Annotated in this window: 15 protein-coding genes and 1 other annotated feature; all 15 genes read left to right on the forward strand. The window is 44.0% G+C overall.

Annotation, left to right across the window (positions count from 1 at the left end; translation table 11 throughout):
- Position 1 precedes the first annotated feature (1 nt).
- On the forward strand, positions 2-718 hold the full coding sequence (locus tag AC3AQ9_RS00790; protein ID WP_488305563.1) for a DUF881 domain-containing protein: 717 nt from the start codon (positions 2-4) through the stop codon (positions 716-718).
- Positions 719-720: 2 nt separating this feature from the next.
- The gene (locus tag AC3AQ9_RS00795; RefSeq protein WP_488305564.1) at positions 721-1,086 is read left to right on the forward strand and encodes a small basic family protein; all 366 of its coding nucleotides are present in this window, start codon (positions 721-723) and stop codon (positions 1,084-1,086) included.
- 101 nt (positions 1,087-1,187) lie between these two features.
- Positions 1,188-2,477 carry a cell division protein FtsA gene (gene ftsA, locus AC3AQ9_RS00800; protein ID WP_488305565.1) on the forward strand — a complete coding sequence of 430 codons (1,290 nt, stop codon included), beginning with the start codon at positions 1,188-1,190 and terminating at the stop codon, positions 2,475-2,477.
- 56 nt (positions 2,478-2,533) lie between these two features.
- Entirely contained in the window at positions 2,534-3,715 is a 1,182-nt protein-coding gene (gene ftsZ / locus AC3AQ9_RS00805; protein ID WP_488305566.1) for a cell division protein FtsZ, read from the forward strand.
- Positions 3,716-4,026: 311 nt separating this feature from the next.
- Entirely contained in the window at positions 4,027-4,695 is a 669-nt protein-coding gene (locus AC3AQ9_RS00810) for a YggS family pyridoxal phosphate-dependent enzyme (protein WP_488305567.1), read from the forward strand.
- Positions 4,695-5,174 carry a cell division protein SepF gene (locus AC3AQ9_RS00815; RefSeq protein WP_488305568.1) on the forward strand — a complete coding sequence of 160 codons (480 nt, stop codon included), beginning with the start codon at positions 4,695-4,697 and terminating at the stop codon, positions 5,172-5,174. The genes AC3AQ9_RS00810 and AC3AQ9_RS00815 overlap by 1 nt, the downstream gene beginning before the upstream one ends.
- 20 nt (positions 5,175-5,194) lie before the next feature.
- Positions 5,195-5,458 (forward strand): YggT family protein, encoded by a 264-nt coding sequence (locus AC3AQ9_RS00820; RefSeq protein ID WP_488305569.1) that lies wholly within the window; start codon positions 5,195-5,197, stop codon positions 5,456-5,458.
- Positions 5,459-5,522: 64 nt separating this feature from the next.
- Positions 5,523-6,311 (forward strand): YlmH family RNA-binding protein, encoded by a 789-nt coding sequence (locus AC3AQ9_RS00825; RefSeq protein WP_488305570.1) that lies wholly within the window; start codon positions 5,523-5,525, stop codon positions 6,309-6,311.
- Between the two features lie 92 nt (positions 6,312-6,403).
- Complete coding sequence (locus tag AC3AQ9_RS00830) at positions 6,404-6,919, forward strand: DivIVA domain-containing protein (protein WP_488305571.1); 516 nt, start codon at positions 6,404-6,406, stop codon at positions 6,917-6,919.
- Between the two features lie 43 nt (positions 6,920-6,962).
- Positions 6,963-7,179, forward strand: a binding site (T-box leader).
- A 43-nt stretch (positions 7,180-7,222) separates the two neighbouring features.
- Positions 7,223-9,985, forward strand: a complete 2,763-nt coding sequence (gene ileS, locus AC3AQ9_RS00835; RefSeq protein ID WP_488305572.1) for an isoleucine--tRNA ligase — start codon at positions 7,223-7,225, stop codon at positions 9,983-9,985.
- A 320-nt stretch (positions 9,986-10,305) separates the two neighbouring features.
- A complete protein-coding gene (gene lspA / locus AC3AQ9_RS00840; RefSeq protein WP_488305573.1) occupies positions 10,306-10,785 on the forward strand; it encodes a signal peptidase II in 480 nt (159 codons plus the stop codon).
- 5 nt (positions 10,786-10,790) lie between these two features.
- Complete coding sequence (locus tag AC3AQ9_RS00845) at positions 10,791-11,702, forward strand: RluA family pseudouridine synthase (protein ID WP_488306792.1); 912 nt, start codon at positions 10,791-10,793, stop codon at positions 11,700-11,702.
- 189 nt (positions 11,703-11,891) lie between these two features.
- The gene (gene pyrR / locus AC3AQ9_RS00850; RefSeq protein WP_488305574.1) at positions 11,892-12,431 is read left to right on the forward strand and encodes a bifunctional pyr operon transcriptional regulator/uracil phosphoribosyltransferase PyrR; all 540 of its coding nucleotides are present in this window, start codon (positions 11,892-11,894) and stop codon (positions 12,429-12,431) included.
- Between the two features lie 18 nt (positions 12,432-12,449).
- Positions 12,450-13,736, forward strand: a complete 1,287-nt coding sequence (locus AC3AQ9_RS00855; RefSeq protein WP_488305575.1) for a solute carrier family 23 protein — start codon at positions 12,450-12,452, stop codon at positions 13,734-13,736.
- A 248-nt stretch (positions 13,737-13,984) separates the two neighbouring features.
- Positions 13,985-14,854 carry an aspartate carbamoyltransferase catalytic subunit gene (locus AC3AQ9_RS00860; protein WP_488305576.1) on the forward strand — a complete coding sequence of 290 codons (870 nt, stop codon included), beginning with the start codon at positions 13,985-13,987 and terminating at the stop codon, positions 14,852-14,854.
- Positions 14,855-14,856 lie beyond the last annotated feature (2 nt).

Raw genomic sequence — 14,856 nt, forward strand, 5'->3', positions numbered from 1 at the left:
GATGAAAAAGAAAATCTCTTCCCGATTTTCAATTATCTTATTCGTCATCGGTTTGATGGCGGCGATTCAATATAATACGATCAACGAGCCAGATTCCCGCGATACGCGAGATGTCTGGGAGATCAGGCAAGAGCTTTCACAGGAAAAGCAGCTCCATTCGGAGTTGCTGTCTGAGATTGGGACAGTTGATGATACTCTATCAAAATATGAGGATGCATCAAACGAAAGCCCAGAGCAAGCTTTAAAAGAAACGGTCAAGGATCTGCAGAGTTTGGCGGGCCTCACTGAAATAACTGGCCCGGGGTTAGAAGTAACTATAGAACCTTCTCCAGAAGCAGTCGCTTTAGGATTGAATATCGAAGACATTGCACCTGATCTGCTGATTCGCCTTGTTAATGAAATCAATCGTTATAATGGATTATATGTTTCGATTGATGGCAATCGGGTGATCAACACAACTGCAATTCGAGATATCAATGGAGCGACCACCGTTAATACCGTCCCAATTCAAACCCCGCCGTTCAATATTAAAATTGTTTCAAAATCAAAAGAAGACTCGGAAAAGCTGTATAATCATTTAATGTCATCCCGTATTTTAGATGATTTTTACATCGATAATTTATCGGTTATCGTTTCTGAACCGGTAGATGCATTGACAGTAGAAGCATATGGAAAAGAAATCGAGTATCATTATTTAGAGGAAGCGGAAGGAGAATAGCGATGTGGTTGCCTATATTGGGTTTAATACTTGGGATTTCACTGGGACTTCTGACTGATATCCAGATTCCACCAGAATACGCGAATTATTTATCGATCGCTGTACTCGCTTCCTTGGATACTTTATTCGGAGGAATCCGCGCCCATCTGCAGCAAGTGTACGATGATAAAGTTTTTGTATCAGGTTTCTTCTTTAACATTGTGCTTGCAGCCGGGCTCGCTTTTATAGGCGTGCATTTGGGTGTTGATTTATATTTAGCTGCAATCTTCGCGTTCGGCGTTCGTCTGTTCCAAAATATCGCCGTTATCCGCCGGATTATTTTAACCAAATGGTCCGAAAAAAAAGAACTGCAGGAGTCGCATGGATGAGTTCAAGGAAAATTTTCAAAGTTACCCCGTTTTACTTAGACAAGGTGTACAATTTACAATAGAATGTAAGTAACAGCAGTTTAATAAGGAGGTGCCACGAATTGAGTCAATCAGAATTATATGTAAGCCTAGATATCGGTTCGTCATCCGTTAAAGTTTTAATCGGAGAAATGGCCAACAAGTCGTTGCATGTCATCGGCGTAGGAAATGTAAAATCAAATGGAATTAAAAAAGGTGCGATTGTTGATATAGATGCTACAGTTCAATCTATAAAAAAAGCGGTTGACCAAGCAGAACGCATGATTGGTAAATCGATACATGAAGTGGTTCTGGGAATCCCGGCAAATAAAGCTTCGCTTCATCCTGTTAAAGGCGTTGTGGCAGTGAACAGCGAGAACAGGGAGATTACAGATGAGGATTTGGATCGCGTGCTGGAAGCCGCACAAGTCATTTCAATCCCACCTGAACGGGAACTGGTCAATATCATTCCGCAACAATATATTGTAGACCACTTGGACGAAATCAAAGATCCGCGAGGTATGATTGGGATTCGTCTTGAGATGGATGGTACAATGGTGACAACATCAAAAACCATTTTGCATAATGTATTGAGATGTGTAGAACGTGCAGGCCTTCAAATCAGAGACATCTACGTTCAGCCGCTAGTTGCTGGATATGTGGCTTTGACAGAAGATGAGAAAAACCACGGTACCGCTTGCATAGATATCGGTGGCGGATCTACATCTATAGCAATTTTCCAAAATGGCCATTTGACTGCTTCTTCAGTTATTCCTGTAGGCGGTGACCATGTTACAAAAGATTTGTCGATTGTCTTAAAAACGCCGACTGAACAAGCTGAGAAAATCAAACTTGAATATGGGCATGCCTTCTATGATGATGCATCTGAAGATGAATTGTTCGAAGTTCCGGTTATTGGATCGGATACAAAAGAGCAATATAGCCAAAAATACATATCTGAAATAATCGGAGTTCGCCTGGAAGAACTTTTCGAATTGATTTTAGATGAGCTTTACCGGCTTGGAGTCCAAGACCTTCCAGGAGGTATCGTTTTAACTGGTGGTATGGCTAAGCTGGAAGGATTGCCAGAATTAGCACGGCATATTCTCCAAACGCGTGTCCGCTTGTTTGTGCCGGAATATATCGGCGTGCGTGAGCCTCAATATACAACCGCTGTAGGCCTTATCCAATATGCCTACATGGAAGATATGTTCTATGGCAACGTAGGAAGTGGAGCCGCTTTATCCGAATCTGTTAAGATTGAACAAGAACAGCAGCAGCAACAGCAACCTAAAAAACAAAGACAACCAAAGCAAAATGGTGAAGGCGTCGTCACAAAAGCCAAAAAAATGTTCGATAGATTCTTTGAATAAAATCAACGTTGCATTATGCTTAATATAAAAGCTGAGCAATATTAGGAGGAAAAAGAATGTTGGAATTTGACACAACAGTTGATGCACTAGCAGTTATTAAAGTGATCGGTGTTGGCGGCGGAGGAAACAACGCGGTAAACCGTATGATCGAACACGGTGTCCAAGGCGTGGAATTCATTGCTGTAAACACAGATGCACAAGCATTAAATCTTTCTCAAGCTGAAGTCCGACTTCAAATTGGCGGCAAACTGACTCGTGGACTTGGAGCAGGCGCTAATCCGGAAGTCGGCAAAAAAGCTGCTGAAGAAAGTAAAGAGCAGATTGAAGAAGCTCTTCGCGGAGCAGATATGGTATTTGTTACTGCAGGTATGGGAGGCGGAACTGGTACAGGGGCCGCACCTGTCATCGCAGGAATCGCAAAAGAACTTGGCGCTTTGACTGTAGGGGTAGTAACTCGCCCATTCACGTTTGAAGGCCGTAAACGCGCTACACAAGCAATCAGCGGCATCAGCACGATGAAAGAATCAGTTGATACGCTAATCGTTATTCCAAATGATCGTTTGCTTGAAATTGTTGACAAGAGCACGCCTATGCTTGAAGCATTCCGTGAAGCAGACAATGTTCTTCGCCAAGGGGTTCAAGGGATTTCAGACTTGATCGCTGTACCGGGTCTTATCAACCTTGACTTTGCCGATGTTAAAACAATCATGTCCAATAAAGGATCGGCTTTAATGGGGATCGGTGTTTCATCTGGCGAAAACCGTGCATCAGAAGCTGCGAAAAAAGCGGTATCAAGCCCATTGCTTGAAGTTTCTGTTGACGGAGCAAAAGGCGTATTGATGAATATTACAGGTGGTTCTAATCTAAGCCTTTACGAAGTTCAAGAAGCTGCTGATATTGTAGCATCTGCTTCAGACGAAGATGTGAATATGATCTTTGGATCTGTCATCAACGACAATTTAAAAGATGAAATTGTGGTAACTGTTATTGCAACAGGCTTTAATGAAGAATTATTGCAGCCGAGAACGCCAAGAGGATCAGGTCTGAACTCAAGCCGAGTGCAGTCAATCCAGCAGCAAACTCCGCCGCCATCTCTTCGTGAAGCACGCCGTGAAGAACAGCGCCGCGAGGAACCGACATATCCTGCTTATCAGCAAGAGCCTGTACGTCAGGAAAAACAATCGGATGATGCATTAGACATCCCAACATTCTTGCGCAACAGACAAAAAAGAAGATAATCGAAACAGCTGCCTGAGGGCAGCTGTTTTTTTGTCTATTTTAGGTTTTATGGATCTTATGATAAATTGCAGATAAGTTGAAAAAGGAGTGTTCCCGAAACGGTTCGATTTCCTTTCCTTTCCTTTCCTTTCCTTTCCTTTCCTTTATCCTAGATTTCAGCAATTCTTAAGAAGAATTAGGGCCCTGATTCCCAAAAGACAAGAAAATGCCATCAAAGTTGCCTAAAATGCTTTCCTAAATAGGGCTTTATTGATAAAAAATCTGTTACTTGGTACAATAAGTTGAACATCTATAGAAAAGTTGTGAATACATGAAAGCCATTAAACCAGTGTATGAAGAAATCAAGAATCAGTTAAATAATATCCGGCCGGACATACAGATAATTGCAGTCACTAAACAAGTAAGTATTGAACGCACGGAAGAGGCAATTGCTGCAGGAATCCGCCATCTTGGGGAAAATCGTCCGGAAGGTCTGTTGAATAAGCGGAAGTCGATTGAAGCAGATGTGAACTGGCATTACATCGGTAATTTACAGACTAGAAAAGTCAAAGAGGTTATTGATCAAATTGATTATCTGCATTCTTTAGACCGGATGAGCTTAGCGAAAGAAATTCAAAAACGTGCTGCTCATCAAGTGAAATGTTTTGTACAAGTAAATGTTTCTAAAGAGGAATCTAAAAGTGGCTTGTCTGCTGAAGAGACTCTTGACTTTATTAAATCACTGAAAGCCTTCGACAAAATTCAAGTAATCGGATTAATGACGATGGCGCCAAACACGACAGACGAAAGCGAAATCCGCCAAGTATTCAGAGGATTAAAAGCGCTACAACTTGAAATTGCTGCTGAAGGATTGAACCATGCCCCTTGTACCGAATGTTCTATGGGAATGTCAAACGATTATGTAATTGCAGCGCAAGAAGGAGCAACTTTTGTGCGCATAGGAACTGCATTAGTTGGGTCAGAAAGTGAGGCAATGTGATGAGCATTAAAAACAAATTTAAAAACTTCTTTTACTTGGAAGAATTCGAAGAAGAGGAGCCGCCAGCCGAACAGCCAAAACAGCAAGCAGCTCCACGCTACGAAAAGGCAGCAACTGTTCAATCGGAGGTTCGTAAACAACCAAAGGATCGGAGACAAAAGACAGTGGAAACAAGTGCCCCTAATTTAATCAGCCTGCAGAGTGCTGTCAAATCTTCAAAAATGATTTTAGCTGAACCGAGAGTTTATGCAGAAGCTCAGGATATTGCTGAGAATTTAAAAAATAAACGTGCCGTTGTTGTTAATTTACAGCGCATTGAAAAAGACCAAGGCTTGCGGATCATCGATTTTCTTAGCGGAACCGTGTACGCGCTTGGAGGAGATATCCAACGCATCGGAACGGACATCTTTCTTTGCGTACCGGATACTGTTGAAGTAGACGGTGCAATTTCCGACTATTATTATGACGATGAACAATAAAAGAGGTGGATGAACAACCAATGATTGCCCTATTGAATTTAATCTTAATGGCTATAAACATTTACTCGTTTATTTTAATAGCTAGCATTTTGATGAGCTGGCTGCCTAATGCGAGAGAGTCAAGTATCGGCCAAATGCTTTCACGCATAACGGATCCTTACCTCGATATTTTCAGGAGGTTTATCCCTCCACTTGGAATGATCGACTTTTCTCCGATCGTCGCAATTTTCGCTTTGAATCTCGCGAGCCGCGGCATTGTCGTTCTGTTTTCTTATTTCATCTAATGACCTCACGTTAAGTGAGGTTTTTTGCTTGAAGCCCATTTAATTTCGCAAAGGAGCCATTCCTATGGATTCATTATTTCAGCATTTTAGAAAAGATGAGCAACCGTTCATTGAACAAGTTGCTGGTTGGATGATAGATGTCGAAGACCGTTATACACCGAAACTGACGGATTTTTTAGATCCCCGCCAGCGATTTATCGTGACTTCTGTAATCGGGGGTTCGAATGACATCCAGATGGCCACATCGGGATTATTTGAAGACGCCGAAAGGCAGCGTGTTTTGTTGTATCCATCTTATTATGAAGTTCAGAAAGAGGATTTTCAGATTACTGTTTATGAATTGAAGTATCCCACCAAATTTGTGACCCTCCAGCATCCGGATATATTGGGTTCCATGATGTCGATTGGGTTGGATCGCAGCAAGTTCGGCGATATCCGGATCAATGGCCAGCAAATTCAAATTGCTGTAGCGGATGAAGTCAGTTCCTATTTGCAGGCGAATTTCATAACAGCTGCAAAAGTGAAAGTGCATTTGGAAGAGGTAAATTCCGAAAGCGATTTTATAAATGTGTCGGAAGAATGGACAGAAGAAAGCCATACGGTCAGCTCCTTGCGCCTCGATACCGTCATTAGTTCCGTTTACAATATTTCGCGCCAAAAAGCCTCTTCCTTGATTACTGGAGGCAAAGTGAAAGTGAATTGGACCGTTCAGGAACAGCCATCGTTTGAATTGAATGAATCGGATATGATATCATCTCGTGGGTATGGACGTGTAAAGATGGTGGAAATCGAAGGCCGTACGAAAAAGGATAAAATCCGTCTGCTGATCGGCCGATTGGAGAATAACAAGTAGGCCGTTTGAAAAAATGCAAAATATTACTGATATTTACTGCTATGGACTGTATAATGTAAAGAAACGAAGATAATTAAGGAGAGGTGCCCTAAATGCCATTATCCCCGCTGGATATACATAATAAAGAGTTTAGCAGAGGATTTAGAGGATACCAGGAAGACGAAGTTAATGAATTCCTGGATCAAATCATCAAAGATTACGAAATACTGTTGAAAGAAAAGAAAGAATTAGAGGATCGTTTAATACAGACGGACGAACGTGTCGGCCACTTTACGACAATTGAATCCACTTTGCAAAAGTCGATTGTTGTGGCGCAGGAAGCTGCAGAAGAAGTTCGCCGCAATTCACAAAAAGAAGCGAAACTTATCATTCGGGAAGCTGAAAAAAATGCCGATCGCATTGTCAATGAATCCTTGACGAAAGCTCGCCGCATTGCAATGGAAATTGATGAGTTGAAGAAGCAGTCAAAAGTATTCCGCAACCGTTTCAGAATGCTTGTTGAAGCTCAATTGGACTTGATCGATACAGATGATTGGGAAACATTGATGGAGTATGATATCGATACAACCAATCTAGATAAACTGGAAGAAAAGAAAGAAGTTTACTGAGCTTGACGCATGAACTTCTAACTTCTATAATTACGTCATATCTTAAAAAGCGTTGACGGAGACAGTACTCTTTACAATTCGACAAAGCGAGCCAGGGGCAGTGGGAGCCTGGTGAAGAATGTTTTGAGGAAAATCACTCTTGAGCAGAATTGGTGAACCGATTAAGTATCCAATTCCGTTTCCACCACGTTACGGTGTTCGAGTGGCAGCAATAAGCTGCAACAAGGGTGGTACCGCGAGTTTAGCTTCTCGTCCCTTTCCAGGGATGGGAGGCTTTTTATTATGTCTACAGGAGGAATTAGAATGGAATACAAAGATACGTTATTGATGCCGAAAACAGATTTTCCGATGCGCGGCAATTTGCCGAACCGGGAACCGGAAATGCAGAAAAAATGGGAAGAAATGAACATTTACCAAAAATCGCTGGAGCGTACGAAAGGCCGTCCTTTCTTCATTCTTCACGATGGACCTCCTTATGCCAACGGCGACTTGCATATGGGTCACGCCCTTAACAAAGTGTTAAAAGATATGATCGTCCGTTCACGTTCGATGATGGGATTCCATGCACCTTACGTGCCAGGCTGGGATACACATGGTTTGCCAATCGAGCAAGCATTGACGAATAAAGGTGTAAACCGCAAAGAGATGTCTCTTGCCGAGTTCCGCAAGCTATGTGAAGAATATGCATACGAACAAATCGACAACCAGCGCGAGCAATTTAAACGGATTGGTGTCCGGGGTGATTGGGAAAATCCTTATGTGACCTTGAAACCTTCCTACGAGGCCCGCCAGATTGAAGTATTCGGCAAAATGGCGAACAAGGGCTATATCTATAAAGGGTTGAAACCGGTTTACTGGTCTCCGTCAAGTGAATCTTCACTGGCAGAAGCGGAAATCGAGTATCAGGATAAGAAATCTCCTTCTATCTATGTATCGTTCGAAGTCGTTGACGGCAAAGGCGTTTTAGCAGAAGGGACGAAAGTTCTGATCTGGACAACTACTCCGTGGACAATTCCGGCGAACCTTGGAATCACAGCACATGCTGATTTCAATTATGTTGAAGTATCTGTGAACGGTTCATCGTATATGGTGGCACAAGATTTATTAGAAGTAGTGGCAAAAGAAGTTGAGTGGACAGATTATGAAGTTGTACGCGAATTCAAAGGGGCACAGTTAGAGCATATCCTGACAAAACACCCGCTTTATGACCGTACGTCATTGATGATGCTCGGTGAACACGTCACGACCGATTCCGGTACCGGATTTGTCCATACAGCTCCAGGACACGGGGAAGATGACTTTTTGGTCGGCAAGAAATACGGCTTGGACGTTCTTTGCCCTGTTGATGAAAAAGGCGTAATGACAGCAGAAGCTCCAGGATTCGAAGGGCAGTTCTATGATAAGGCCAATAAATCCATCACTGAAGCGTTGGACGAAGCGGGTGCTCTTGAACATCTGGAGTTCATCACACACTCTTATCCACATGACTGGCGGACGAAAAAACCGGTTATCTACCGTGCGACGGCTCAATGGTTCGTATCAATCGAGGCGTTCCGTGATCAGATCTTAAAAGCGATCAACGAAACAAGCTTTACACCTGCATGGGGCGAGACACGTCTCTTCAATATGCTGCGTGACCGCGGTGACTGGAATATTTCCCGTCAACGTGTATGGGGTGTGCCAATTCCAGTATTCTATGCTGAAAATGGCGATCCAATCATCACAAAAGAAACGATTTCCCATATCGCTGACTTGTTCCGTGAACATGGCTCAAATGTTTGGTTTGAACGCACGGCAGCAGAACTATTGCCACCAGGATTCACGCATCCAAGCAGCCCGAATGGAATTTTCATCAAAGAAACGGACATCATGGACGTTTGGTTCGATTCAGGTTCGTCTCACCAAGGAGTCCTCGAAGAACGCGAAGATCTTCAGTACCCGGCGGATTTGTATTTGGAAGGCTCTGACCAATACCGCGGCTGGTTTAACTCTTCATTGACGACAAGCGTCGCTATCAATGGCATCGCTCCTTATAAAGGTGTCTTGAGCCACGGATTCACATTGGACGGCAATGGCCGCAAAATGAGTAAATCACTCGGTAACGTCATCGTTCCCGCGAAAGTCATGAACCAGATGGGTGCAGATATCCTTCGCCTATGGGTAGCGTCTGTTGACTATACCGCTGACGTGCGCGTGTCGGACGATAACTTTAAGCAAGTTTCTGAAGTTTATCGTAAAATCCGCAACACCTTGAAATTCCTTCACGGCAACTTGGCGGATTTCAATGAAAAAGAGCACCGCGTAGCATTTGAAGATATGCGTGAAATGGATCAGTACATGGTCATGAAATTGCAGAAAATGATTGAGACGGCGCGCAAAGGTTATGAAACGTACGACTTCTCATCAATTTACCATGCATTAAACGGATATTGCGCAAACGATTTGAGCTCCTTCTATTTGGATGTCGCAAAAGATGTTGTTTATATCGAAGCAGCGAATCATCCGCATCGCCGCGCTATGCAGACCGTTATGTTCGATTCATTGATGGCAATCTTGAAATTAGCTACACCGATCATTCCGCATACGACTGATGAAATGTGGGGCTACCTAGGTTTCGTGGATGAAGAAAGCGTTCAGCTAACTGATTTCCCAGAAAGTGAAATGAACCCGGCATTTGCAGATCTTGAAGTGAAATGGGCGAACTTCATGGACGTCCGTGATGATGTACTAAAAGCGCTTGAAGAAGCCCGTGCAGCGAAAACTATCGGGAAATCGCTTGAAGCGAAAGTGACTGTTTATGGCACAGAAGAAGTAAATAACTTGCTTTCTTCTGTAGACGAAAACGTGTCTCAATTATTCATCGTGTCTCAATATGAATTCGGTGGTTCTGTTGAACAAGCACCAGAACATGCTTTGAAATTGAACAAAGTGGCAGTGATGGTTGAAAAAGCGTCAGGCGAAAAATGTGAACGCTGCTGGACAATCTCTGAAGAAATCGGCAAAAACGAATCACATCCGGCATTATGCCCGCGCTGTGCAAGCGTCGTCGAAAAACAATACGTATAATACAATCAAAGAGGCTGTCCTGTATGTTATTGAAAAATGACAATAGGGCAGCCTCTTTTTCTTATATTGAAAATGTTATATCCGTTCTATTCGCGTCAGGCGGACGCTTTGCGACGAAGCTAGCGCAGCGGAGGTTTTTCATGTGCCGAAACGATGTAAAAAGTTGACTTCTTTAGTTCAACTTATAAGACCGATATTTATTGAGAAAATTTAATATATCTCTTTTTATAATTCCCACTTGAAAGACATTTCAGGCAGTTTCCTTTTTTAAGTCGGTATGTGGTAAAATAAACTGACTGATGAATTGACGGGGGAAACACATGTTTATACTTTATTATGGGATTGCGCTGCTGATCGTTATACTGGATCAGTGGACCAAATGGCTGGTAGTAAAAAATATGGAACTGGGTGAACGGATCTCTGTTATGGACCCGTATCTCGGATGGCTTTCGCACCGGAACCGCGGAGCTGCCTGGGGGATGCTGGAAGGACAGATGTGGCTGTTCGCTATTATCACAGTGGCTGTCATAGCCGGGATTGTTTGGTATTTTCATAAGCACGCAACCGGAAAACCGCTGTTCCAATTAAGTTTGATGGTGCTGCTCGGCGGGGCAATCGGCAATTTTATCGACCGGATGCTACGCGGGGAAGTCGTGGACTTTGTGGATGTGCTGATTCCTGTCATCAATTATGATTTTCCGATTTTTAACGTGGCGGATGCTGCGTTGACAGTGGGTGTTGTGCTGATGATCATATTTATCATCATTGACGAAAAACAAGAAAAGAAAAAGGTGTCTTAATGGAAATTGAAGATTTGACAATAGAAATAACGGAAGAAATGGCTGGCGTGCGGATTGACAAAGCCGTATCGTCAATCGACGAAGACTGGTCCCGCTCGCAAATTGCCAATTGGGTAAAAGACGGTGCCGTGAAAGTCAACGGTGAAACAGTTAAACCAAATTACAAAGTGCGTCTGGATGACATCATCATTGTGTCACCGCCGCTTTTGGAAGAACTTGACGTAATACCAGAAGATTTGAACCTGGAAATCGTCTATGAAGATGCAGACGTTCTAGTAGTGAACAAGCCAAGAGGAATGGTAGTCCACCCAGCTCCAGGACATGCTAAAGGCACTCTTGTTAATGGACTTATGTTCCATTGCAAAGATTTATCGGGCATTAATGGCATTGCGCGTCCAGGAATCGTCCACCGTATCGACAAAGATACATCGGGTCTATTAATGGTCGCCAAAAATGATATGGCGCATACTTCTTTAGTTGACCAATTGGTGAAAAAGACGGTTACCAGAAAATATATGGCGCTTGTACATGGACATATTCCACATGACAAAGGCACAATAGATGCGCCGATTGGCCGGGATGTAAAAGACCGCCAGAAAATGGCTGTCATTGACAAGGGCAAACACGCCATTACGCATTTCCGTGTACTGGAGCGTTTTGGCAATTATACATTGGTTGAATGCCGCTTGGAGACAGGCCGTACCCACCAGATTCGTGTCCATATGAAATATATCGGTTTCCCGTTAGTTGGCGATCCGAAGTACGGACCGAAGAAAACGATGGACATTGGCGGACAGGCACTGCATGCTGAAGTCATCGGCTTCAATCACCCAAGATCTGGTGAATACCTTGAATTTTCGGCTGATGCGCCGGTGGAATTCGCTGAGCTTTTAGAATCTCTTCGAGAGAAAGATTGACAAAGCGGCAACCTGTTCTTTATACTTAAAAAAACAAATCGAATAAGCAACACCTTTAAAAACGGTCCAGAGAGGCCGAGAAGGTATTTACGCTGGCTGGGAGACTGTCTTCCATGCTTAATTTTTCTGCGCATCTAACCTCTTGCCTCTCAGGCAAGAGGTTTTTTATTTGGAAAAGGAGTGGAGTCCATGGCAGAAAAAGCAGATATTTTGGATGAAAAAGCGATAGCGCGGGCCATTACCCGAATCGCCCATGAAATTATCGAACGCAATAAAGGAATTGACGATTGCATATTGGTGGGCATCAAAACTAGAGGAGCATTTATTGCGAAGCGCCTCGCTGAAAAGATAGAGCACATTGAAGGCAAACCGATTTTAACCGGGGAACTGGACATTACGCTTTACCGGGATGACTTGAGTGTCAAGAATAAAAATCAGGAGCCGCTTGTCCAGCAAGTGGACATCTCGCATAATATTTCAAATAAAAAAGTGGTATTGGTGGATGATGTCCTGTATACAGGTAGAACGGTCAGAGCTGCCATGGATGCTGTCATGGATCTTGGCCGCCCGGCTCAAATTCAGCTGGCTGTCCTGATTGACCGGGGCCACCGGGAATTGCCGATACGGGCGGATTTTGTCGGAAAGAACATCCCGACATCGAGCAGTGAACGCATCGTGGTTCAGATGGAAGAAAGTGACGGCAGCGACCGTGTAGCGATACACGAATAGAAATGGAGAGAACTTACAGTGAATGAAGCAGTATTGGATGTACAAGATCAACCGAAAACGGTCCAATGGATTTCATTGAGCCTCCAGCATATGTTCGCCATGTTCGGCGCGACGATTCTCGTACCGAAATTGGTCGGCTTGAGCCCGGCGATTGCCTTACTCACAAGTGGGATCGCAACTATTATTTTCATCCTCATCACTCAGTTTAAGGTACCGGCTTATCTCGGTTCATCTTTCGCCTTTATCGTCCCGATCACCATTGCGACAGAAACCGGCGGCATCGGTTCAGCAATGATCGGCGCGATGTTTGTGTCGCTCGTCTATGCCATCGTTGCATTGATCATCTGGAAGACCGGTTACCGTTGGTTGATGGAACTGCTGCCGCCGATTGTAGTGGGGCCGGTCATTATCGTCATCGGGCTGGCATTGTCAGGAACTGCGGTTGACATGGCCATGAACATAACGGTGGACGGCGTGAGTCAGTATAGCATGAAACATTTCTCAGCAGCACTTGTGACTTTGATTACTGCCATCATCTGTAATATTTACTTTAAGAATATCATCTCTCTGATGCCAATCTTGATCGGCATCATCGCTGGGTACCTTTACTCAGCGGCAATCGGAATTATTGACTATGCACCAATTGATCAAGCAACATGGTTCCAAGTGCCGGACTTTCTGATTCCAGGAATCGACTACAGCTTTACGGTTACACCAACGCTGCTGTTCGTCATGGTGCCAATCGCGATTGTTACCATCTCTGAACACATCGGCCACCAGCTGGTTCTTGGAAAAATAGTTGAACGAAACTACATAAAAGATCCCGGGCTTCACCGCTCGATTCTTGGAGACGGCTTGGGCACATTGATTTCATCTTTTGTCGGTGGACCACCAAAAACGACTTACGGCGAAAATATCGGTGTCCTTGCCATCACGCGCGTGTTCAGCATCTACGTCATCATCGGCGCCGCAGTGTTTGCCATCTTGTTCTCTTTTTTCGGGAAATTGATGGCAGTCATCGAAACGATACCGACAGCGGTTTTAGGCGGCATCTCCATCCTGCTGTTCGGAATCATTGCATCATCCGGCCTGCGCATGCTGGTTGACAACCGCATCAATTTTGGAGACAAACGCAACCTGGTCATCTCTTCGGTTATCCTGGTTATCGGCATCGGCGGAGCGAAAATCCAGTTTAGCGAATCGTTCTCAATTGAAGGAATGGCGCTGGCAGCCATCGTAGGCGTTTTGCTGAATCTGATCTTGCCAGGACGCAATAAAGACGAAATTGATCACGGAACTGAATAATCACCTTTTAATGAATGTCCAGAGAGGCATGGAAAGGGTTGAAGCAAAGGCGAACTATGCCTTTATTTCCTCACACCTTCCTGCCTTCAGGAAGGTGTTTTTTTATCCTGTTTAACGCTCAATAAGACTTCCACTCCTTAAAGTAGGAGATTAACTGATCATAACAATCCGGTTGGATCAACTAATCTTCAGTGGGGAGGAAGACCCCCACTGAATAAAGTTTCACTTAATGAAAGGAAGGGATCCACTTGCCAAACGTACTGACAATGAACAACTTGAAAAATTCAACCATCATGAAATTGCTGAAACGGGCAGGAGAATTCGAAAACGGCGAGCAGCAGCCATTGGCAGGAACCATCGTCAATTTGTTTTATGAGCCGAGCACACGGACCAAAATGAGTTTTGAAATGGCTGAACACCGGATGGGATTAACAGTACTGCCTTTTGAAACTGCATTTTCAAGTGTCCAAAAAGGAGAAACTTTGTATGACACCGTCAAAACCTTTGAATCGATCGGCGTGGACGGCGTTGTCATCCGCCATGAAGAAGAAGCTTATTATGAAGAGCTCAAAGGATGCAATGTCGCCATTATTAATGGAGGGGACGGTTCTGGTCAGCATCCGACACAGTCATTGCTGGACTTGTATACGATCCACCAGGAGTTCGGCCGGTTTGAAGGCATCCATGTAACAATTGTCGGTGATATCGCCCATAGCCGGGTCGCAAAATCAAATGCGGCAGCATTGGAACAGCTGGGTGCTAAAGTTTCGTTCGTCTGTCCGGAAGAATGGAGCGGCGGTTACAAGACGTCGCAAAACCTGGATGAATTTCTCGCAGATACGGATGTGGTCATGATGCTGCGCGTCCAGCACGAACGCCATGCAGTATCCGCCTTGTTTTCTAAAGAAAATTACCATGCACTATACGGCCTGACCGTTGAGCGGGAACGGAAAATGAAAGACACGGCAATTATCATGCATCCTGCTCCAATCAATAGAGGAGTTGAAATTGCGGACTGCTTAGTGGAATGCGAACGCTCGCGGATATTTAAACAAATGGCAAACGGAGTTTTCGTCCGCATGGCTGTACTCGAATATGCATTGAAAGGGAGAGATTGAGA

The organism is Planococcus sp. VCh962, assembly GCF_057748275.1.

Coding starts and splice junctions, on each gene's coding strand:
- AC3AQ9_RS00790 (WP_488305563.1), top strand. CDS start 2: ATGAAAAAGAAAATCTCTTCCCGATTTTCAATTATCTTATTCGTCATC.
- AC3AQ9_RS00795 (WP_488305564.1), top strand. CDS start 721: ATGTGGTTGCCTATATTGGGTTTAATACTTGGGATTTCACTGGGACTT.
- ftsZ (WP_488305566.1), top strand. CDS start 2,534: ATGTTGGAATTTGACACAACAGTTGATGCACTAGCAGTTATTAAAGTG.
- AC3AQ9_RS00810 (WP_488305567.1), top strand. CDS start 4,027: ATGAAAGCCATTAAACCAGTGTATGAAGAAATCAAGAATCAGTTAAAT.
- AC3AQ9_RS00815 (WP_488305568.1), top strand. CDS start 4,695: ATGAGCATTAAAAACAAATTTAAAAACTTCTTTTACTTGGAAGAATTC.
- AC3AQ9_RS00820 (WP_488305569.1), top strand. CDS start 5,195: ATGATTGCCCTATTGAATTTAATCTTAATGGCTATAAACATTTACTCG.
- AC3AQ9_RS00825 (WP_488305570.1), top strand. CDS start 5,523: ATGGATTCATTATTTCAGCATTTTAGAAAAGATGAGCAACCGTTCATT.
- AC3AQ9_RS00830 (WP_488305571.1), top strand. CDS start 6,404: ATGCCATTATCCCCGCTGGATATACATAATAAAGAGTTTAGCAGAGGA.
- ileS (WP_488305572.1), top strand. CDS start 7,223: ATGGAATACAAAGATACGTTATTGATGCCGAAAACAGATTTTCCGATG.
- lspA (WP_488305573.1), top strand. CDS start 10,306: ATGTTTATACTTTATTATGGGATTGCGCTGCTGATCGTTATACTGGAT.
- pyrR (WP_488305574.1), top strand. CDS start 11,892: ATGGCAGAAAAAGCAGATATTTTGGATGAAAAAGCGATAGCGCGGGCC.